The 18,173-nt window shown below is 71.0% G+C and carries 16 protein-coding genes and 1 pseudogene; 5 read left to right on the top strand and 12 right to left on the bottom strand.

Going from position 1 to position 18,173, the window contains the following annotated elements:
* Window positions 1-4 precede the first annotated feature (4 nt).
* On the top strand, window positions 5-220 hold the full coding sequence (locus tag V4Y04_RS34430) for a dodecin (RefSeq protein ID WP_332432231.1): 216 nt from the start codon (window positions 5-7) through the stop codon (window positions 218-220).
* 95 nt (window positions 221-315) lie between these two features.
* Here V4Y04_RS34430 and V4Y04_RS34425 read toward each other — a convergent pair whose 3' ends face one another.
* The gene (locus V4Y04_RS34425) at window positions 316-807 is read right to left on the bottom strand and encodes a phosphatase domain-containing protein (protein ID WP_332432230.1); all 492 of its coding nucleotides are present in this window, start codon (window positions 805-807) and stop codon (window positions 316-318) included.
* Between the two features lie 391 nt (window positions 808-1,198).
* Between V4Y04_RS34425 and V4Y04_RS34420 the strand changes: the two genes are divergently transcribed.
* Window positions 1,199-1,990 (top strand): hypothetical protein, encoded by a 792-nt coding sequence (locus V4Y04_RS34420; protein WP_332432229.1) that lies wholly within the window; start codon window positions 1,199-1,201, stop codon window positions 1,988-1,990.
* Between the two features lie 26 nt (window positions 1,991-2,016).
* Here V4Y04_RS34420 and V4Y04_RS34415 read toward each other — a convergent pair whose 3' ends face one another.
* Window positions 2,017-3,228: an RNA-guided endonuclease InsQ/TnpB family protein gene (locus V4Y04_RS34415; RefSeq protein WP_332432228.1), complete on the bottom strand. Its 1,212-nt coding sequence runs from the start codon at window positions 3,226-3,228 to the stop codon at window positions 2,017-2,019.
* Complete coding sequence (gene tnpA, locus V4Y04_RS34410; RefSeq protein ID WP_332433105.1) at window positions 3,212-3,664, bottom strand: IS200/IS605 family transposase; 453 nt, start codon at window positions 3,662-3,664, stop codon at window positions 3,212-3,214. Before tnpA ends, V4Y04_RS34415 begins: the two co-directional genes overlap by 17 nt.
* Window positions 3,665-3,804: 140 nt before the next feature.
* Between tnpA and V4Y04_RS34405 the strand changes: the two are divergent.
* Together V4Y04_RS34405 and V4Y04_RS34400 are read left to right on the top strand one after the other, a co-directional pair.
* Window positions 3,805-3,930, top strand: a pseudogene (locus V4Y04_RS34405) (BBE domain-containing protein); the annotation flags it as partial.
* A gap of 34 nt (window positions 3,931-3,964) precedes the next feature.
* The gene (locus tag V4Y04_RS34400; protein ID WP_332432227.1) at window positions 3,965-5,005 is read left to right on the top strand and encodes an LLM class flavin-dependent oxidoreductase; all 1,041 of its coding nucleotides are present in this window, start codon (window positions 3,965-3,967) and stop codon (window positions 5,003-5,005) included.
* 34 nt (window positions 5,006-5,039) lie between these two features.
* On the opposite strand, the gene V4Y04_RS34395 is transcribed toward V4Y04_RS34400, so the two are convergent.
* From V4Y04_RS34395 to V4Y04_RS34370, 6 genes are all read right to left on the bottom strand, one after another.
* Window positions 5,040-6,134, bottom strand: coding sequence for a PRC and DUF2382 domain-containing protein (locus tag V4Y04_RS34395; RefSeq protein ID WP_332432226.1), 1,095 nt, complete (start codon window positions 6,132-6,134; stop codon window positions 5,040-5,042).
* Between the two features lie 86 nt (window positions 6,135-6,220).
* The gene (locus tag V4Y04_RS34390; protein WP_332432225.1) at window positions 6,221-7,156 is read right to left on the bottom strand and encodes a lysophospholipid acyltransferase family protein; all 936 of its coding nucleotides are present in this window, start codon (window positions 7,154-7,156) and stop codon (window positions 6,221-6,223) included.
* Window positions 7,153-7,947, bottom strand: coding sequence for a GNAT family N-acetyltransferase (locus tag V4Y04_RS34385; RefSeq protein ID WP_332432224.1), 795 nt, complete (start codon window positions 7,945-7,947; stop codon window positions 7,153-7,155). Before V4Y04_RS34385 ends, V4Y04_RS34390 begins: the two co-directional genes overlap by 4 nt.
* A 239-nt stretch (window positions 7,948-8,186) precedes the next feature.
* Window positions 8,187-8,936, bottom strand: a complete 750-nt coding sequence (locus V4Y04_RS34380; RefSeq protein WP_332432223.1) for a succinate dehydrogenase/fumarate reductase iron-sulfur subunit — start codon at window positions 8,934-8,936, stop codon at window positions 8,187-8,189.
* Window positions 8,933-10,882, bottom strand: coding sequence for a fumarate reductase/succinate dehydrogenase flavoprotein subunit (locus V4Y04_RS34375; protein WP_332432222.1), 1,950 nt, complete (start codon window positions 10,880-10,882; stop codon window positions 8,933-8,935). The genes V4Y04_RS34380 and V4Y04_RS34375 overlap by 4 nt, the downstream gene beginning before the upstream one ends.
* Window position 10,883: 1 nt before the next feature.
* Window positions 10,884-11,591, bottom strand: coding sequence for a succinate dehydrogenase (locus tag V4Y04_RS34370; RefSeq protein WP_443080126.1), 708 nt, complete (start codon window positions 11,589-11,591; stop codon window positions 10,884-10,886).
* Between the two features lie 95 nt (window positions 11,592-11,686).
* Between V4Y04_RS34370 and V4Y04_RS34365 the strand changes: the two genes are divergently transcribed.
* A complete protein-coding gene (locus V4Y04_RS34365; protein WP_332432220.1) occupies window positions 11,687-12,571 on the top strand; it encodes a LysR family transcriptional regulator in 885 nt (294 codons plus the stop codon).
* 708 nt (window positions 12,572-13,279) lie between these two features.
* Here the strand turns inward: V4Y04_RS34365 and V4Y04_RS34360 are convergent.
* The 3 genes from V4Y04_RS34360 to V4Y04_RS34350 form a co-directional block, all read right to left on the bottom strand.
* Complete coding sequence (locus V4Y04_RS34360) at window positions 13,280-15,424, bottom strand: putative bifunctional diguanylate cyclase/phosphodiesterase (RefSeq protein WP_332432219.1); 2,145 nt, start codon at window positions 15,422-15,424, stop codon at window positions 13,280-13,282.
* On the bottom strand, window positions 15,421-16,233 hold the full coding sequence (locus tag V4Y04_RS34355; protein WP_332432218.1) for an SAM-dependent methyltransferase: 813 nt from the start codon (window positions 16,231-16,233) through the stop codon (window positions 15,421-15,423). Before V4Y04_RS34355 ends, V4Y04_RS34360 begins: the two co-directional genes overlap by 4 nt.
* A 392-nt stretch (window positions 16,234-16,625) precedes the next feature.
* Window positions 16,626-17,549, bottom strand: a complete 924-nt coding sequence (locus V4Y04_RS34350) for an SCO0930 family lipoprotein (RefSeq protein WP_332432217.1) — start codon at window positions 17,547-17,549, stop codon at window positions 16,626-16,628.
* Window positions 17,550-18,173: the final 624 nt, after the last annotated feature.

Below are 18,173 nucleotides of genomic sequence, written 5' to 3'. Positions count from 1 at the left end.
CCGCATGTCCAACCACACCTACCGGGTCACGGAGATCGTCGGCACGTCACCCGACAGCGTGGAACAGGCCGTCCGCAACGGCATCGAGCGCGCCTCGCAGACCCTGCGCAATCTGGACTGGTTCGAGGTGACCCAGGTGCGCGGCCAGATCGAGGAGGGCCGTATCGCGCACTGGCAGGTGGGTCTGAAGGTCGGCTTCCGTCTGGACGAGCCGGCCTGAGCCACCCGCCCGCCCCCGGAGGCGGTCGCGAGCAGCCGGGCGCGTTCACGGCACGTGGGCCGTGCACACCCGGAGGGGAGCGGGAGGGGCGGACGTCACGTCCGCCCCTCCCGCTGCTGCGCCGCCCTCAGCTCTCCCGACGGGGCCGTCCAGCGGGCGTGCACCACGGTGAACCCCGCCCGCCGGGCGTCCGCGCAGACCAGTTCGTCGTCGTCCACGAGCACCCGGATCTCCCGGGTGCGGGCGAGGCGGCGCAGGACCGCGAGCTTGGTGTACCGGGCGGGCCGCCGGTCGGCGTCGCCGCGCATGTGCAACGGTCCTTCGGGCAGCCCCTGGGCGGCCAGCCAGTCCAGCGTGTCGCGCCGGCAGCGCTCGGGGCGTCCGGTGAGGTAGACGATCTCGCACTCCCTCGCGCTCTCGTGCACCAGCGCGATGCCCTCCGCGAGGGACGCGTCCTCGGGCGCGGCGGTGAAGAAGGCGTCCCAGTCGCGCGGCCTGCGCTCCAGGAACCGCTGCCGGTGCCCGGTGTCGGCGAGGGTGTTGTCCAGGTCGAACACGGCGAGCGGGCGCTTGTCACGGTTGGTCACGCCGCCCAGCCTAGGCCCGAGGCCGGTTCCAGCGATCACCGAGGAGGAGAGCCTCGGCCGCCCCGCGCGGAAGACGTCCCGCGGCAACACCCGGCGTCGCCGCGCGGGGCGGACGGCCACCGCGTCCCCGCGGGTCCCGGTCACCGCCGGCGGCGTGCGCCACCCGGATCCCGCAGGATCCGCTCAGAGCGTACGAGCCCGGGCTGCCGCGCCCGGAGAGCCGGAGAACCGGGTGCGGACGGTGTACGAACGGCTGCCGGTCACCGTGCTCATGGGGACGCGGCGATGGCGTCCCGCCGAGTGGTGCAGCCGATCGAGGCGCCGGAATCCGCAGGTCGGGGACGGTGGCTCCGCCGGACCGGGCGTTCGACTCGCTTCAACGGGGCGCCTCGTGGACTGCCGCTCGGTGGACCTGGTGACGGCCGACGGGTCCTTCGTGACGTGTACGCCGGAGCGGCACGCCGACCTGTTCTGGGCGGTGCGCGGGGGAGGCGGGAACTTCGGCGTGATCACCTCCTTCGTCCACCGGCTGCACCCGGTGGCCGACATTTTCGGCGGGCCGGTGTTCTATCCGCTCGACGCCGAGGTGCTGCGCCGCTACCGAGAACTGGTGGCCGGCTCCGACGAGCGCCTCGGCGCGCTGCTGATCGTGGGTCTGGGGCCACCGGTGCCGTTCCTGCCCGAACGCTGGCACGGACGGCCGTTGTGCGGTGTGGTCACCTGCTGGAGCGGGCCGGAGGAGGAGGACGAGCACATCCGTGCCCAACTGGCCGCGCTGGGGCCGGTGGTCGGGCAGCACCTCGGGCGCATCCCCTACCCGCTGGTCAACACCCTGTTCGACGAGCTGGTACCGGCCGGCCTCTTCCACTACTGGAAGGGCTCCTTCACCCGCGGCCTGCCGGACGGCGCCCTCGACGCCCTCGTCGAGTACGGTCCCACGACCCCCTCCGTCCAGAGCGTGACGGTCGTCTTTCCACTGGACGGTGCCTGCCACCGGGTCGCCCCCGAGGACACCGCGTTCTCCTACCGGGACGCCGACTACGCGATCGCGCTGAGCCCGACCCTCACCACCCGGGAGGACTGCGAGACGCACAAGGGATGGGTGCGGGCCTTCCACCGGGCGCTCGAACCGCATGCCATGGGCGGGGGCTACGTGAACTTCGTGACTCCTCCCCCCGGATAAATCCGGGGGGCTTCTCCTGTCGGTGGCTAGGCCACGTCGGGAAGGACCAGCCCGGCCCTGATAGCGACGTTGAGTGCGCCGACCTGATCGGCGTTGGCGGTGTGCCCGCACCGGGTGCACTCGAACTTCTCTTGGGTGGTGCGGTTCTCGCCGGACACGTGCCCACAGGCGGGGCAGGTGCGGGAGGTGTTGCGGGGGTCCACGGGGATCAGTACACGACCGGCGCTTTCAGCCTTGTGCGTGAGGATGTCCAGGAACACCCCCCAACCCGCATCGTGGATGCTCTTGTTCAGCCCGGCCTTCGCAGCAGCGCCGTTCGGCAGGAAGCCGCCGGGCTGCTCGGGGTCGGGCTTCGGCTTGGGTGCGCGGACCATGTTCGCGATGCTCAGGCGCTCGTGCGCGATCACGTCGTAGGCACGGACCATCGCAAGCGCGGTCTTGTGCGCGTGGTCGGTGCGCTGACGCCGGACCTTGCGGTGCAGCTTGGTGACCTTCTCCACGGCCCGGCGGTGCCTCGCCGACCGGTTCTCCCGCTTGCGGCGCGGGAACGCCTTGAGGGCGCACTGGGCTTCGGCGAGGGCCTCGGTGTTGCGCTTGCCGTGCCGTGGGTTGGTGATGTGCTCACCCTCGGAGGTGGTGAGGAAGTGGGCTATGCCCATGTCGATGCCGGTCACGGCGCCGGTGGCGGGCAGCGGCTCGGCCGGAACCTCATCACAGGCGAGGATCACGTACCACTGCCGTCCTTCGCGCTTGACGCTGACGGTCTTGACGCGGCCCTTGACGGGCCGGTGCTGGTGGACCCGGACGTGCCCCACGCCCTGGAAGCGGACTCGGGTGACGGGATCGTGCGGGGTGGAGTCCCACCGGCAGCCGTCCCCGTCCCTGGGAAAGTCCACGGTGTCGAACCAGTTCACGCCTCGGAACCGGGGGTATCCGGGCTTCTCTCCTGCCTTGACCCGGCGGAAGAACGCCTGCATCGCCTTGTCCAGGCGGCGCAAGGTGGCCTGCTGCGACGAGAACGACCAGCGTCCTTGCCGCTCAGGGTCGAGCGCCCGGATCTCCTTGAGCTGGGCGGACTGCTGCCCGTACTTGACGCTCGTCCTGGAGAGGTGCCGATAGGCGTCACGGCGTTCCTGCAAGGCAGCGTTGTAGAGGGAGCAGTGATCCCGCAGCATCTCGCCGAGAGCCTGGGCCTGGCGGACGGTGGGGCGAAGGAGGAACTTATACGCCCGGTGCACGGCCGGTCTCCTCCTCCTCCTTCTGCTTCTTCGTCCGGGGGCGTTCCCACTGGGTGTTGATGTACTTCTCCACCGTGTCGGCGCTGACCGCGCCGACCGAGGCTACGAAGAACGACGACGACCACAGCGTGGGCATCCGGCTCTTGAGGTGCGGGAACTCCTCCCGCAGCACGCGGGAGGTGAAGCCCTTGAACTGGTTCGCCACGTACGACGCCGAGGCTTTCGGCTCGTGCTTGACGAACAGGTGCACGTGATCGGGCATCACCTCGAGGGCGATGATCTCCCAGCCCTTCTCGGCCGCCTTCTGCTCGATCAGCTCACGCAGCCGGACCGCGACCTGGCCACCGAGAACCCTGCGGCGGTACTTCGGGCACCACACCACATGCAAGCCCAAGTCGTACACGCCGCCGGAGTACCGGCGGACCTTCCGCGTCACAGTCACCTGATCAATATACACGCGGCATGCATCTAGCCGAGGTGAACAGTGCGGACCCGTGAGCGCAGTTGAGGTCAGAGCAGTCCCGAGAAGCGATTCCCCCCACGCCTAAAGGCGCGGGTCCCCTCGCTAGCTATCCGATGGACGGTGACGACCAGGACCGTGTCCGGGTGAACTACCGGGGCAACCACGCCCGGCTGGTCGCCGTGAAGCGGCGCTACGACCCGGGGAACCTGTTCCACCTCAACCACAACATCGCGCCATGAGGAATCGCCGGGCCCGGCAGGTGTTGAACCTCGTATGAGCCCTGTGATCGCCTCGGCCCGCTTCTCCGTCCTCGACCGCTCCCGCACCCGTGAGGGGCACAGCGGCCCCGAGGCGCTGCGTGACACCGTGCGCCTGGCGCGGGAGCTGGAGGAGCTCGGCTACCACCGCTTCTGGGTCTCGGAGCACCACGGCGTGCCCGGGGTCGCCGGCTCCGCGCCGACGGTACTGGCCGCCGCCGTCGCCGCGGCGACCCGGACGATCCGCGTCGGCACCGGCGGGGTCATGCTGCCCAATCATCGACCGCTCGTCGTGGCCGAACAGTTCGGCGTGCTGGAGTCGCTCTTCCCCGGGCGCATCGATATGGGCCTGGGCCGCTCCGTCGGCTTCACCGACGGGGTACGCAAGGCGCTGGGACACGACAAGGAGGACGCCGAGGACTTCGGCGCCCAGATCGACGAGCTGCTCGGCTGGTTCCTCGGCACCTCCCCCACCGGCGTGCACGCCCGCCCGGCCGAAGGCCTGACCGTGCCGCCGTTCGTGCTGGCCATGGGTGAGGGCGCGACGATCGCCGCCCGCGCGGGCCTGCCCATGGTCATCGGCGACCTGCGCGGCCGCGACCGGATGCGGCGCGGCATCGACCACTACCGGGAGCACTTCCGCCCGTCCGCCTGGGCGAGCGAGCCGTATGTGGTGATCTCCGGGACGGTCGCTGTGGCGGACACGCCCGAACAGGCCCGTCGGCTGCTGATCCCGGAAGCCTGGTCGATGGCGCATTCCCGGACCCACGGCGTCTTCCCGCCACTGCCACCCGCCGGGCGCGTCGAGTCTTTCACCATGACGGCCAGGGAACGCGACCTGTACGAGTCCGGGCTGGGCGGCCACATCGCCGGCACCGAGGAGCAGGTGGCCGGAGAACTGGAAACGGTACTGAAGGAGACGGGCGCCCAGGAGGTCCTCGTCACCACCAGCACCCACGATCGTACGGCCCTGCTGGACTCCTACCGGCGGCTCGCCGCCCTGACCGGCCTCGCCGGGCCCATGGACACGGAGGGCGACGGGGCGGCGCACCGGTGAGCAGACCCGCCGGCGCGCGCCCGGTGCCCTCCGGTCATGCGCGGCCCCGGCGTGGAACGTCGCGGCCCCGTCCGGCGGCGTCGTCCCGCCGCGCGGTGGTGTCCCGCCGCGCGGTGGTGTCCCGCCGCGCGGTGGTGTCCGGAACGCCCTCGCTCTCGATGCGCTCCTTGCGGACGCGGCCCCGTACGGTCTCGTTCTCGACGTGCTCCTCCATGGTCAGCCGCACCCGTTCGACGGGTACCGCCCTGGTTTCCACGATGGGCCGCTCCTCGTGCAGCGTGACCTCGTAGTCGGCCTCGCCCATCTCGGCGCCGGACAGGGCGGCCTCGCGCTCGGCCTCCGTGATCGGCTCCCGCACCAGGCGTACCTCCTCATGGCGCACGGGCACGGTCTGTTCGACGTCCTCCGTCACGACGTACTTGTGCAGCTTGGCCCGGCCGGTCTCGCGCCGCTCGACGCGGACGTGCATCTCCTCCTCCATGCGTGTCATGGACTCGGCGCCCTGACCTGCCCGCACGCCGGTCCCGCCGGCGGTCGCGGCGGCACCCGTGGGGCCGGTCCTGCCGGCGGTCGCCGGCGTTCCCGTCGCGGCCGCCGATGCCGTCCCCGCGGTGGTGGTCGTCCTGGCCGCCGTCCGGTCCTTGCCCGCTGTACGGGCCGTACCGGCGGCACCGGCCGTCCCGCCCCGGCCCGTAGTTCCGGCGACACCGGCGGCTCCGACAGCTCCGGCGGCTCCGGCCTTGCCCATGCCGGGGCGCTTGCCGGTCCGGCCCTCGCCGGAGCTCTTGGAGTCGTCGCGCAGCACGCCACCCCAGTCGATGCCGTAGTAGTCGTACAGCCGGTGTTCCTCCGCCTCCGACAGGTGGCCGTGCGAGTCGACGTCGACGTCGGGTGCGCCCTTGATCTTGTCCTTGGGGTACGGGACTTCGAGGTGGTCCTCCACCAGTTCGGCGTCGCGGATGGGAATGAACGACTCACTGGTGCCGAACATGCCCGTCTTGACGCTCACCCACTCGGGGCGGCCGCTCATGTCGTCGAAGAAGACGTGCTTGGCCTCACCGATCTTGTTGCCCTCGCCGTCGTAGACGGGGTGATCCAGGAGAATCCTGACCTCATCGCGGGTGATCATCTGGCCTCACCCTCCTTTCAGGTATCACTCCCGTCCGGATGTCCTCCTTCGCGCGGTAAAAACTTCATATAAGGCGCAAAGCGCGCTTAATTTTCGACAGCGCTCACTTCCGGTGGTCGCGACCGGAGGTCCTCGACCGGGCAACGGGCCTGCTGTCCGGACCTGTGCCCGGTCCGCCGCTCCACCCCCTGACCGGCCTGCCGCCCTGCCCGCCGACCGGCCCGGTGGCCGGCCCGGTGGCCCCGCCCCGGACCGCCGTACGGTTGCGCGGCGGCGGCCAGGGCTCGGCGGTCCGGGTGGCTGCCCGGCGGGATGGCGGACCGTATCCCGACCTCGGCGACCAGGCCCCGGGCCGAGACCACCCGCCACAGGGACGCGAACAGGGTGTCGTCCCCGACGAAGGCCGGGGCGGTGGCAGGGGCTCCGCTCGCGTCGCGGTAGCGGATGCGGACCGGCTGCACCGGGACTCCGGCGTCGATCGCCGCCTGGAAGGCCGCCCGGCGGAAGGAGCCTTCTCCCCGGCCGCACCAGGTGCTGCCCTCGGGGAAGACCGCGACGGCCGAGCCCTCGCCGAGCGCCGCGGCGATTCGGGCGACCGTGCCCGGAAGAGCGCGCAACCGGTCGCGGTCGATGAACAGAACGCCGCTGCGCGCGACCAGCGGCCCCGCCAGCGGCCACTGCCGTATCTCGGCCTTGGCCAGCATGCGGGCCGGACGGACCGCGCTCAGCAACGGGATGTCCAGCCAGGAGATGTGGTTGGCGACGAGCAGCAGCCCGCCGGTGGGCACGGCGGCTCCGGTGGTCCGGACCCGGACCCCGGCGGTCCGTACGATCCACCGGCACCACCGGCCCACGAGACCTGCCGGGATCCGCCGCCCGACGGGCAGCAGCAGGACCCCGGCGAGCACCAGGACGACGACCGCGGTCAGCCGCAGCACCGCCCCCGGTACGGCCCTCGCGGTCCCCGTCGGCACCACGCAGCCGCTCGGGGTGCAGGGCGCGCCGGGCAGCCAGACGCTCATTTCGCCGGCACGAGGGAGAGGAAGTGCCGCAGATAACGCTGGTTGACCCGGTTCATCGGCAGCAGCACGTACAGGTCGGCGACCCCGAAGTCCGCGTCGTGCGCGGGCTCGCCGCAGACCCAGGCGCCGAGCCTGAGGTAGCCGCGCAGCAGGGCGGGCAGCTCGGTGCGGGCGGCGGGTGTCTCGCTTGTCGGCCCGGATGCCGCGGTCGTCGGCCGCCACGGGTGCAGGGGGCGTACGCGGTACTCCTCGGGGGCGAGGTGCTTGCCCTGGACGCGGTCCCAGGTGGCGGCGGCGAGCGTGCCGCCGTCGGCGAGCGGGACGGAGCAGCAGCCCGCGAGCCACTCGTGACCCCGGTCGATCATGTAACGGGCGATGCCGGCCCAGATGAGGCCTATGACCGCGCCGTCGCGGTGGCCGGGGTGCACGCAGGAGCGGCCGACCTCGACGAGACCCGGCCGGATCGGGTCGAGTGCGGCGATGTCGAACTCGGTCTCCGCGTACAGGCGGCCGGCGACCGCGGCGCGCTCGGGCGGCAGCAGCCGGTAGGTGCCGACGACCTGGCCGCTCACTTCCTCGCGCACGAGCAGGTGGTCGCAGTAGGCGTCGAAGGGGTCGACGTCCAGGCCCGGCTGCGGGGTGGCCAGCAGGGCACCCATTTCGCCGGCGAAGACGTCGTGCCGCAGCCGCTGGGCGGCACGCACGTCGTCCTCGTCGCGGGCGAGGGTGACGGTGTAGCGGGTGGGTGCCGCGGGCTTCGCGGGATGGTCTGCGGTCAGGACGGCGGTCATGGCTCTCTCCTGGTCACGTGCCGGAGCGGGGAGGATGGGGACTCCCCTTGTTTCTGCCGATGCCGGTTGGCGTGTACGTGACCTGAGCCGGGAGTACGGATGTGGGGATGCTGAATGCCTGGCGCTGCCCGTGCGGCGGCAGGCGTGGCCCGGACAGCAGACGGGACCGGGGATGAGCACCACTCCCGGTCCCGCCCGTCCGCCCCCTGGCGAACGTTTCCCTGCTGCCTGCCCGGCGGTTACCGGCCGGTTCCCTTGGCCGTGGCGCGCAGCCACTCCTTGTTCATCCCGGTGATGGAGGACAGCGGGATGCCCTTGGGGCAGGCGGTGGCGCATTCCCCGGCGAGGGTGCAGCCGCCGAAGCCCTCGTCGTCCATCTGCGCCACCATGTCGAGCACCCGGGTCTCGCGCTCGGGCGCGCCCTGCGGCAGCACGTTGAGGTGGTTGATCTTCGCCGAGGTGAAGAGCATCGCGGCGCCGTTGGGGCAGGCCGCGACGCAGGCGCCGCAGCCGATGCACTCGGCGTGCTCGAAGGCGAGGTCCGCGTCCGGCTTCGGAACGGGTGTGGCGTGCGCCTCGGGCGCGGAGCCGGTGGGGACGCTGACGTAGCCGCCGGCCTGGATGATCCGGTCGAAGGCCGTCCGGTCGACGACGAGGTCCTTCACCACCGGGAAGGCCGATGCCCGCCACGGTTCGACGTCGATGGTGTCGCCGTCCTTGAAGGACCGCATGTGCAGCTGGCAGGTGGTGGTGCGCTCGGGTCCGTGTGCGTCGCCGTTGATGACCAGCGAGCAGGCGCCGCAGATGCCCTCGCGGCAGTCGTGGTCGAAGGCGACCGGGTCCTCGCCCTCGAGGGTGAGTTCCTCGTTGAGGGTGTCGAGCATCTCCAGGAAGGACATGTCGGGTGAGATGCCGTCCACTTCGTACGTGGACATGGCGCCGTCGGCGTCGGCGTTCTTCTGCCGCCAGACGCGCAGGGTGAGCTTCATGCGTAGCTCCGCTGGGTGGGGTGGACGTACTCGAAGACGAGGTCTTCCTTGTGCAGGACGGGAGCGTCGCCTGTGCCGGTGAACTCCCAGGCGGCGGCGTAGGTGAACTCCTCGTCCCGGCGGGCGGCCTCGCCGTCGGGGCTCTGGGACTCCTCGCGGAAGTGGCCGCCGCAGGATTCGGCGCGGTGCAGGGCGTCGAGGCACATCAGCTCGGCGAGCTCGAGGTAGTCGACGATGCGGTTGGCCCGCTCCAGGGACTGGTTGAACTCCTCGCCGGTGCCGGGCACCTTGATCCTCCTCCAGAACTCCTCACGGATCTGCGGGATGCGCTCCAGCGCCTTGCGCAGGCCCGAGTCGGTGCGGGCCATGCCGCAGAACTCCCACATGAGTTCGCCGAGTTCGCGGTGGAAGGAGTCGGGGGTGCGGTCGCCGTCGACGGACAGCAGCAGGTTCAGCCGGTCCTCGGTCTGTGCCAGGACCTCCTGGACCTCCGGGTGTTCGGCGTCGACCTCGTCCTTGTGCGGGTTGCGCGCCAGGTAGTCGTTGATGGTGGCCGGGAGGACGAAGTAGCCGTCGGCCAGGCCCTGCATCAGCGCGGAGGCGCCGAGCCGGTTGGCGCCGTGGTCGGAGAAGTTGGCCTCGCCGACGGCGAACAGGCCGGGGACGGTGGTCTGCAGGTCGTAGTCGACCCACAGGCCGCCCATCGTGTAGTGCACGGCGGGGTAGATCCGCATCGGCACCCGGTACGGGTCCTCGTCGGTGATCCGCTGGTACATGTCGAAGAGGTTGCCGTACTTGGCCTCGACCGCCTTGCGGCCCAGCCGTTCGATGGCGTCGGCGAAGTCGAGGTAGACGCCCTGGCCGCCGGGCCCGACGCCCCTGCCCTCGTCGCAGACGTTCTTCGCGGCCCGGGAGGCGATGTCGCGGGGCACCAGGTTGCCGAAGGACGGGTAGATGCGCTCCAGGTAGTAGTCGCGCTCGTCCTCGGGGATCTTGTTCGGCGGCCGGTCGTCGCCCTTGGCCTTCGGCACCCAGATGCGGCCGTCGTTGCGCAGCGACTCGCTCATCAGCGTCAGTTTGGACTGGTGGTCGCCGGTGCGCGGGATACAGGTGGGGTGGATCTGGGTGAAGCAGGGGTTGGCGAAGTACGCTCCGCGCCGGTGCGCCCGCCAGACGGCGGTCGCGTTGGAGTTCATGGCGTTGGTCGACAGGTAGAAGACGTTGCCGTAGCCGCCGGTGGCGAGGACGACCGCGTCCGCGAAGTAGGTGTCGATCTTTCCGGTGATCAGGTCCCGGGCGACGATTCCGCGGGCCCGGCCGTCGATGACGATCAGGTCGAGCATCTCGGTGCGCGCGTGCATCTCCACGTTGCCGGCCGCGATCTGCCGCGACAGCGCCTGGTAGGCGCCGAGGAGGAGCTGCTGGCCCGTCTGGCCGCGGGCGTAGAAGGTGCGGGAGACCTGGACGCCGCCGAAGGAACGGGTGTCGAGCAGACCGCCGTACTCGCGGGCGAACGGCACGCCCTGGGCGACGCACTGGTCGATGATCTCGACGGAGATCTGCGCGAGCCGGTGCACGTTGGACTCGCGCGAGCGGAAGTCGCCGCCCTTGACGGTGTCGTAGAAGAGGCGGTGTACGGAGTCGCCGTCGTTGCGGTAGTTCTTCGCCGCGTTGATGCCGCCCTGCGCGGCGATGGAGTGGGCGCGGCGCGGGGAGTCCGTGTAGCAGAACTGGATGACGCGGTAGCCCTGCTCGGCCAGCGTGGCGCCGGCGGAGCCGCCGGCGAGGCCGGTGCCGACGACGATGACGGTCTGCTTGCGCCGGTTGGCGGGGTTGACCAGCTTGGCCTCGAAGCGGCGCTTGTCCCAGCGCTCCGCGATCGGCCCGGACGGGGCCTGGGTGTCGACGACCGGCTCACCGGTCGTGTACTCGGCAAAGGTAGTCATATCAGCTCACCACTCCGGTCATGACGCCCACGGGGACGGCGAGGAAGCCGATCGTGAGCAGCAGCGCGAGGACGTTCGCCAGGGCCTTCAGGGCGCGGTCGCGGGTGCGGCTGCCGACGCCGAGGGTCTGGGCGGCGCTCCAGAAGCCGTGCCGGATGTGCAGGCCGACGGCGAGCACCGCGACGATGTAGACGACGTTGCCGTACCAGGTGGAGAAGGTGTCCACGACGTTCTGGTAGGGCTTGCCCTCCTCGAAACCGCCGGAGTGCACATGGCCGGTGGTCAGGTCGAGGATGTGCCAGACGATGAACAGGGCGAGGATGATCCCGCCCCAGCGCATGGTGCGCGTGGCGTAACTGGACCGCGCCTTCTTGTGGACGTACTTGCTGGGGCGCGCCTTGATGTCGCGGCGGCTGAGCTGGTACGCGGAGACGGCGTGCGCGACGACCGCGACGACGAGCACGACGCGGACCACCCACAGGGCCCACTCGTAGTGCAGGAGCGGCTCGCCCATGGTGCGCAGCCAGTGCGCGTACTCGTTGAACTCGGGCGCGCCGAAGTAGATCTTCAGGTTGCCGAGCATGTGGGCGACCAGGTAGAGCAGCATGATCAGGCCGCTGACGGCCATCACTGTCTTCTTGCCGATGGTCGAGTTCCACACGGTGCGTGCCATGGACGGTCGTCGGTCCGTCCGCGTTGCCAGAGCCATGTCACAGAACGCTAGGGCCAAAGGTCCCCATCGGTCCAAGACATGGAATCCCTCGTTTCCATAGCCTCCCCCTATGACGGCACTATGCTGGGCCCATGCAGTTCCAGCAGCTCCAGTACTTCGTGGCGGTCGCCGAGACCCGGCACTTCACCCGGGCCGCGGAACTGGTCCATGTCGCACAGCCGTCCCTGTCGCAGCAGATCAAGGCACTGGAGCGGGAGCTGGGGGCGGATCTGTTCCTGCGGGCGCGCGGCAACATCACGCTGACCGACGCGGGCGAGGCACTGCTGCCGCTGGCCCGGCGCATCCTGGCCGACGCGGACACGGCCCGGCACGAGGTGCAGGAGCTGGCCCAGCTGCGCAGCGGCCGGGTCAGGCTGGGGGCGACCCCGAGCCTGTGCACCGGGCTGCTGCCGGACGTGCTGCGCGCCTTCCACGACCGCTATCCGGGCGTCCGGCTGCTGATCGAGGAGAGCGGATCCCACGACCTGGTGCGCGAACTGGCCCGCGGCGCCCTGGACCTGGCCCTGGTCGTGCTGCCCCTGCCGACCCCCTCCCCCGCGCTCACCACGGTGGAGCTGCTGCGCGAGGACCTGGTGGTGGTCTCCTCCCCGGACGTCCCCAAGCCCGGCCGGGGCCGGCGCACCGTACGCGTCGCCGATCTCGAGGGCGAACGCCTGGTGATGTTCCGGCACGGCTACGACCTGCGGGAGCTGACGGTGGCCGCGTGCCGTGCGGAGGGCTTCGAACCGGACTTCGCGGTGGAGGGCGGGGAGATGGACGCCGTACTGGGCTTCGTCCGGGCGGGCCTGGGCCTGGCCGTGGTGCCCCGCATGGTCGCCGCGCGGTCCGGCCAGGGCCTGCGGGTCACCCCTTTGGCCCGCCCCGGCCTCGACCGCACCATCGCCCTGGCCCACCGCAGCGACGTGGCTCCGCCCAGAGCGGCCCGGGAACTCCAGCGGATGCTCCTGGAGCGGTGACCCGCGGCACCGGCAGACGGCACCGGCCCGGGCATGGCCGGCATCACCCACCACCACTGCCGGAACCGGGACCACCCGGGTACCCGCCCGACCCGTGCCGTCCGCAGCGACGTGGCTCCGCCCAGAGCGGCCCGGGAACTCCAGCGGATGCTCCTGGAGCGGTGACCCGCGGCACCGGCAGACGGCACCGGCCCGGGCATGGCCGGCATCACCCACCACCACTGCCGGAACCGGGGCCACCCGGGTACCCGTCCGACCCGTGCCGTCCGCAGCGACGTGGCTCCGCCCAGAGCGGCCCGGGAACTCCAGCGGATGCTCCTGGAGCGGTGACCCGCGGCACCGGCAGACGGCACCGGCCCGGGCATGGCCGGCATCACCCACCACCACTGCCGGAACCGGGGCCACCCGGGTACCCGTCCGACCCGTGCCGTCGACCGCTGTGCCCGTCCGCACGTGCACCATGAGACGGACCGGTGACCGTCCGCACCCGCACCCGCACCCGCACCCTCAGACGAACCGGTGGCCGGAACGCGCCTCGCCCAGCGGCCGGACGGCACCCGGCACCTGCGGAATCCCGATGCCGTCCGGCACGGAGCCGGAGCCGGAGGGCCCGCCGGCCTCCGGCCCGGCCGGCGGAGAGCGGGAGAGGGCGCGGCCGAGACGGCCTCACGGTGCCCGCCGCCACGCCACGCCACGCGGCCGACGGGTTCACCCCGTCGCGTCCACCAGGGCCAGTTCGTGCAGCCGCTCCGGAGGGCCGGGGCGGGCGTAGTACCAGCCCTGGGCGGTGTCGCAGCCGAGTATGCGGAGCTGTTCGGCCTGGGCTCCCGTCTCGACGCCCTCCACCGTCACGGCGAGGCCGAGGCTGTGGGCCAGGGAGACGATCCCCTCGACGATCTTGAGGTCGACCGGGTCCGCCGGGAACTGCTGCATGCTCTGGGTGAAGGAACGGTCCAGCTTGAGAACGCTCACCGGGAGGCGGCGCAGGTTGGCGAGGTTGGAGTAGCCGGTGCCGAAGTCGTCCAGGGCGATGTCCACACCCATCTCCGCGAGCCGGCGCAGCGGCTTCAGCAGGTCGTCGTCCGCGCCGATGAGCGCCGACTCGGTCACCTCCAGGCACAGCGCGTTCGGCTCGACGCCGGTGCGCTCCAGGATGTCGACGGTGTCCTGGACCAGGCCGGGGTGGGTGAGCTGGCAGGGGGAGAGGTTCACGTTGACGCGCAGCGGGCCGAGCGCGTCCGCCCCACCGTGCCGCTCCTGCCAGGTGCGGGCCTGGCGCACGGACTGCTCGAGCACCCAGCGGCCCAGCGGGACGATCAGCCCGGTGTGCTCGGCGAGCGGGATGAACCGGTCCGGCGACAGCACCCCGTGCTGCGGGTGCAGCCAGCGCACCAGCGCCTCGGCACCCCGGACGCTGCCGTCGCCGAGGTGGACCAGCGGCTGGTACTCGATGAAGAACTCGCCCCGTTCCAGCGCCGCGGGCAGCGCCGTGGTGAGGCCGTGCCGGGTGATGGCGCGGGCGTCGGACTCCGGGTCGGCGAGCTCGAAACGGTTGCCGCCCGCCGACTTCGCCCGGTACATGGTGATGTCGGCGCTGCGCAGCACCTCTGCCGGGCTGCGCTCCCCGGCCGGTCCCTCGACCACGCCGATACTGCCGCGCACGGTCAGGTCCCGGCCGTCGACGCCGATGGGAGCGAGCAGCGCGTTCATGATGCGGGTGGCGAGTTCGTCGACCGTGTGCTGGGTGTCCGGGCCCGTGGTCAGCGCCACGAACTCGTCGCCGCCCAGCCGGGCGACCATCTCTCCGGGCGCCGTGGCGCAGGACTCGAGCCGGTCGGCGACCTCCACGAGCAGCCGGTCGCCGGCCGCGTGCCCGAGACTGTCGTTGACGGTCTTGAAGCCGTCCAGGTCGAGGTAGCACAGGCCGAAGCGCTGTCCCTCACCGGCGCTCAGCGCCTTCTCCAGCCGCTCGAAGAAGAACGTGCGGTTGGGCAGACCGGTCAGGGCGTCGTGGGTGGCCTCGTAGCGCAGCCGGAGGTTGAGCAGCCGCCGCTCGGTGGTGTCCTCCATGAGCGCGAGCTGATACTGCGGTTCACCGTCTGCGTCGCGCAGCAGGGACACCGTGAGGTTGGTCCACAGGACCGTGCCGTCGGGCCGGTAGAACGCCTTCTCGAGGTGGTAGTGCTCGCGCTCGCCGCGTACCAGTTCGTCGTAGAGGGCCCAGGTCTGCGGAGCGTCGTCGGGATGCGTCCACTCCAGGACGCTGCGGCTGCGCAGGCTCTGCTCGGACAGGCCGAACATGCGCAGCAGGGCGGCGTTGACCTGGAGGACGTTGCCCTTGAGGTCGGCGATGCCGATACCTATGGCCGCGCCTTCGAAGACCGCGCGGAACCTTGCCTCGGTGGCGTGCAGGGCCTGTGCCACCACGCCCTGTGCCCGGAGCGCGGCCTGGGCGATGGCCTCCTGCTCGGCCAGCGTCCGTTCGCGCAGCGCCTGCGCGTATCCGGCGGCCATGGCGTGCTGCAGCCTGGCGCTGCGCGCCCTCAGGTCCTCTCCGTCGCCGTCCCCGCCGCAGTACAGGACGAGGTAGGCGTCCACGCAGTCCAGGGTCCGGCTGAGCGCTTCCGGGTCGGTGCAGTGCGCCTCCACCAGGGCGGCGCCGACCGCCTTGCCGGTGTCCGGGTCGAACGCCCTCGCCCGTAGCGCCTCGCTCAACCGCCTGGCCAGCGGGACCAGTTGTTTCTCGAGCTCCAGCCGGGTCAACGAGGTCGAGGTCACCGGGAAGACCGCCCGGCCCCAGATCGTCGCGAACCGGCGCAGTCTGCCCTCCGGCCCGTCCGGCTCCGCGCTCACGCTGTACGCCCCACGCCCGCGTAAGCGGAGAAGACGTAGGGATCCTCGTCCTCCGGCGCGGTCTCCGGCCGCCACTTCGGCATCGGCACCAGTCCGGGTTCCACCATGTCGTACCCCTCGAAGAACCGCGCGATCTCGTCGCGCGAGCGCATGATCAACGGGTTGCGGATGTTCCTGTACACGTCCACCGCGCCACCGGCCCGCTCCGGCGGCAACGGAATTCCCTCGTACGAGGCATGGGTGAGCATCAGCATACTGCCGGGCGCGAGCGCGTCACGCAGCTCGGCCACCGCCGCGTACGGGTCGTCCGCGTCCTCCACGAAGTGGAGGACGGCGACGAGCAGCAGCGCCACCGGCCGATTCAGGTCGATCAGGCGCCCCACCTCGTGACTTCCCAGAATTTCCTGGGGCTTTCGGAGGTCGGCGGCGACAACGTCCGTGTCCTCGTTGCCCTCGAGGACGGTCTGACTGTGCGCGACGGCCACCGGATCGTGGTCGACGTAGACCACTCGCGCGCCGGGAACGGCCGCCTGCGCCACCTCGTGCACATTGCCGAACGTCGGAATTCCGGAGCCGATGTCCAGGAACTGGGTGATGCCCTCGCCGGCCGCGAACCGCACCGCCCGGTGCAGGAACGCCCTGTTCGCCTGCATGATCTTGGGCAGTCCCGGCATGAACTCCATGGCCCTGCGGGCCGCTTCCCGGTCGACCTCGAAGTTGTGCGAACCGCCCAGGTAGTAGTCGTACATCCGGGAAACGCTGGGCACCGTGATGTCGATGCTCCGTGGGGCCCAGGCGGGACGCTCCATCTATCTCTCCACAGCGTAGGCGATCCGGTGTCCGGGCCGAGGCTACTGATCGCTCGCCAATGGGGCGACCCCAAACGGAAATTGACCGTCCGTTCCCGGTCACTGCCTACGGCATGTGCCGAATTGGCAACCGTGTGCACACTGTGAAAGGCATGTGCGGCATTCCGGAGAGTTCCGACACACGGGGAAGTCCGGCACAGGGAGAAAACCGGGCGCGCGGAATGGCGCGACACCCGGAAGAAACCGCCTGGCGGCGCAGGAAGGGTGAAGAGCACGGGAAATTCCACGAGTTCCGGCGAATCGCAGCAAAACGGTCCGCCTCTCCGCAGGACGCGGAGAGGCGGACCGGGGCCGGCGACGCCGGACGGGAACGACACCCTGGGGTGGACGCGCTACTTCTCCGGCGCGCCGACCGGCTCTCCGTTCGGCCGCACCGCGTACCACGTCCCGCCGACGCCCTGGCCGTTGGTGTCACCCTCGGCCTTGTCGCCCGCGAAGGTGTAGATCGGCCAGCAGCCGATCGTCTGCTGCTCGGCCTTGTTGTCGGGACGGGTGAAGGTCATGTAGTTCTTCTTCTTGATGCCCTTGGTGTCGTTGATGTCGACCGGCGCCACCACCGGCCACTTCTCCAGACAGGCACCGGTGCAGGCGGAGACCGGCTTCGGCCAGGCCTCGTCCTTCATGAAGCGGTAGACCGTCCTGCCGTCCCTGTCGACGACGATCTCGCCGAGTTCGGGATCCTTGCGGGTGGACAGGCCGGGCTGCTCGCCGGCCTCCTGCGCCTTCTTGCCCTCGGGGGTCAGCGCGAACCACTTGCCGCCCACGCCCTGGCCCTTGACGTCGCCGGCGTTGACGTCCTTGACGTAGTGGTAGGCGGGCCAGCCGTCAACGGTGAGCTGCTTGGTGCCGTCGGCCCGGGTGACCTCGCCGAGCAGGGACTCGTCGATGCCCTCGCCGGCGGCGGCGTCGTCGGCGAGCACCGGCGGCCAGGTCTCGGCGCAGTCACCGTCGCAGTTGGACTTGGGGGGCTCGGCGGTGTCCTGGTCGAAGCGGTAGAGCGTGAGTCCGAGCTCGTCCGTCACCAGCTTGCCGAGTTTGGCGTTGGTGGCGACGGCAAGCTCGCCCACGCCGCCGGCCGGGCTCGTGGAGGGCCCCGCGCCGGCCCCGGTGTCGATGCCTCCGAGGTCTCCGGGCACGGCCGAGGCGCCCACGTTCTGACTGCTGGCCGGCGGGGTGTCCTGACCACACGCCGTCGTCAGCGTCAGCACCACCGCGGCGCTCACCACCAGTGAGGCGGTCCGCCAGGAGGTCTTCATCTCAACTCCAGATCATCGCAAGGGGGTTGCAGCGCCCTGCTGCGCCGCCGCTCGACATGGAGTACGCACGACGGCACCTGCCGTGTTCAACGCGGGCCGATATTTCTTCCGGAGTCCGCGATTCCTCCCCTTCTCACCCGGTTCGCCCCTCCCTCATCGCACATCCACCCGCACTCCCCCAACGGGCGATCAGCGACGGATCAAACAGGAGTTGCCGGTTTTACCTCCATCGGGGTATTTCGTCGGCACTCGCGCGTGTCCCGACGGAGCACGGCTCATGATCTTCGTCGTGCAAGGACTCGTACCGACCCGATCCGCCTTTGCCGCCCGCGTGTTGGCGACGGCGACACTGACCTGGGCGCTCGTCGGCGCGCCGGACGCGGCGATGGCCGACGCCTGCGCCTACGCCTCGACCGGCCCGGGGGGAACGGAGGCGGTGGCGATCGTCGGAGACATGACCTGGCCGCTCCCGCCGCTCTGTTCACCCCCCGCGCCCCCACCCACGCCTACACCCACACCCACGCCGACCCCGCCACCACCTCCACCGCCTGCGCCCGAACCCACTCCGACCCCGTCACCCCCCGCTCCCCCACCGCCGAAGCCCACCCCCACCCCCACCCTCAC

Origin of the sequence: Streptomyces sp. P9-A2, assembly GCF_036634175.1 — a bacterium.
GTDB lineage: Bacteria > Actinomycetota > Actinomycetes > Streptomycetales > Streptomycetaceae > Streptomyces > Streptomyces pratens.
The sequence above is the reverse complement of the archived record's forward strand: the minus strand, read 5'-3'. Positions and strand labels throughout refer to the sequence as shown.

Coding starts and splice junctions, on each gene's coding strand:
- V4Y04_RS34355 (WP_332432218.1), bottom strand. CDS start 16,233: ATGGAGCGTCCCGCCTGGGCCCCACGGAGCATCGACATCACGGTGCCC.
- V4Y04_RS34375 (WP_332432222.1), bottom strand. CDS start 10,882: ATGACTACCTTTGCCGAGTACACGACCGGTGAGCCGGTCGTCGACACC.
- V4Y04_RS34365 (WP_332432220.1), top strand. CDS start 11,687: ATGCAGTTCCAGCAGCTCCAGTACTTCGTGGCGGTCGCCGAGACCCGG.
- V4Y04_RS34430 (WP_332432231.1), top strand. CDS start 5: ATGTCCAACCACACCTACCGGGTCACGGAGATCGTCGGCACGTCACCC.
- V4Y04_RS34350 (WP_332432217.1), bottom strand. CDS start 17,549: ATGAAGACCTCCTGGCGGACCGCCTCACTGGTGGTGAGCGCCGCGGTG.
- V4Y04_RS34370 (WP_443080126.1), bottom strand. CDS start 11,591: ATGGCTCTGGCAACGCGGACGGACCGACGACCGTCCATGGCACGCACC.
- V4Y04_RS34395 (WP_332432226.1), bottom strand. CDS start 6,134: ATGATCACCCGCGATGAGGTCAGGATTCTCCTGGATCACCCCGTCTAC.
- V4Y04_RS34400 (WP_332432227.1), top strand. CDS start 3,965: ATGAGCCCTGTGATCGCCTCGGCCCGCTTCTCCGTCCTCGACCGCTCC.
- V4Y04_RS34390 (WP_332432225.1), bottom strand. CDS start 7,156: ATGAGCGTCTGGCTGCCCGGCGCGCCCTGCACCCCGAGCGGCTGCGTG.
- V4Y04_RS34380 (WP_332432223.1), bottom strand. CDS start 8,936: ATGAAGCTCACCCTGCGCGTCTGGCGGCAGAAGAACGCCGACGCCGAC.
- V4Y04_RS34385 (WP_332432224.1), bottom strand. CDS start 7,947: ATGACCGCCGTCCTGACCGCAGACCATCCCGCGAAGCCCGCGGCACCC.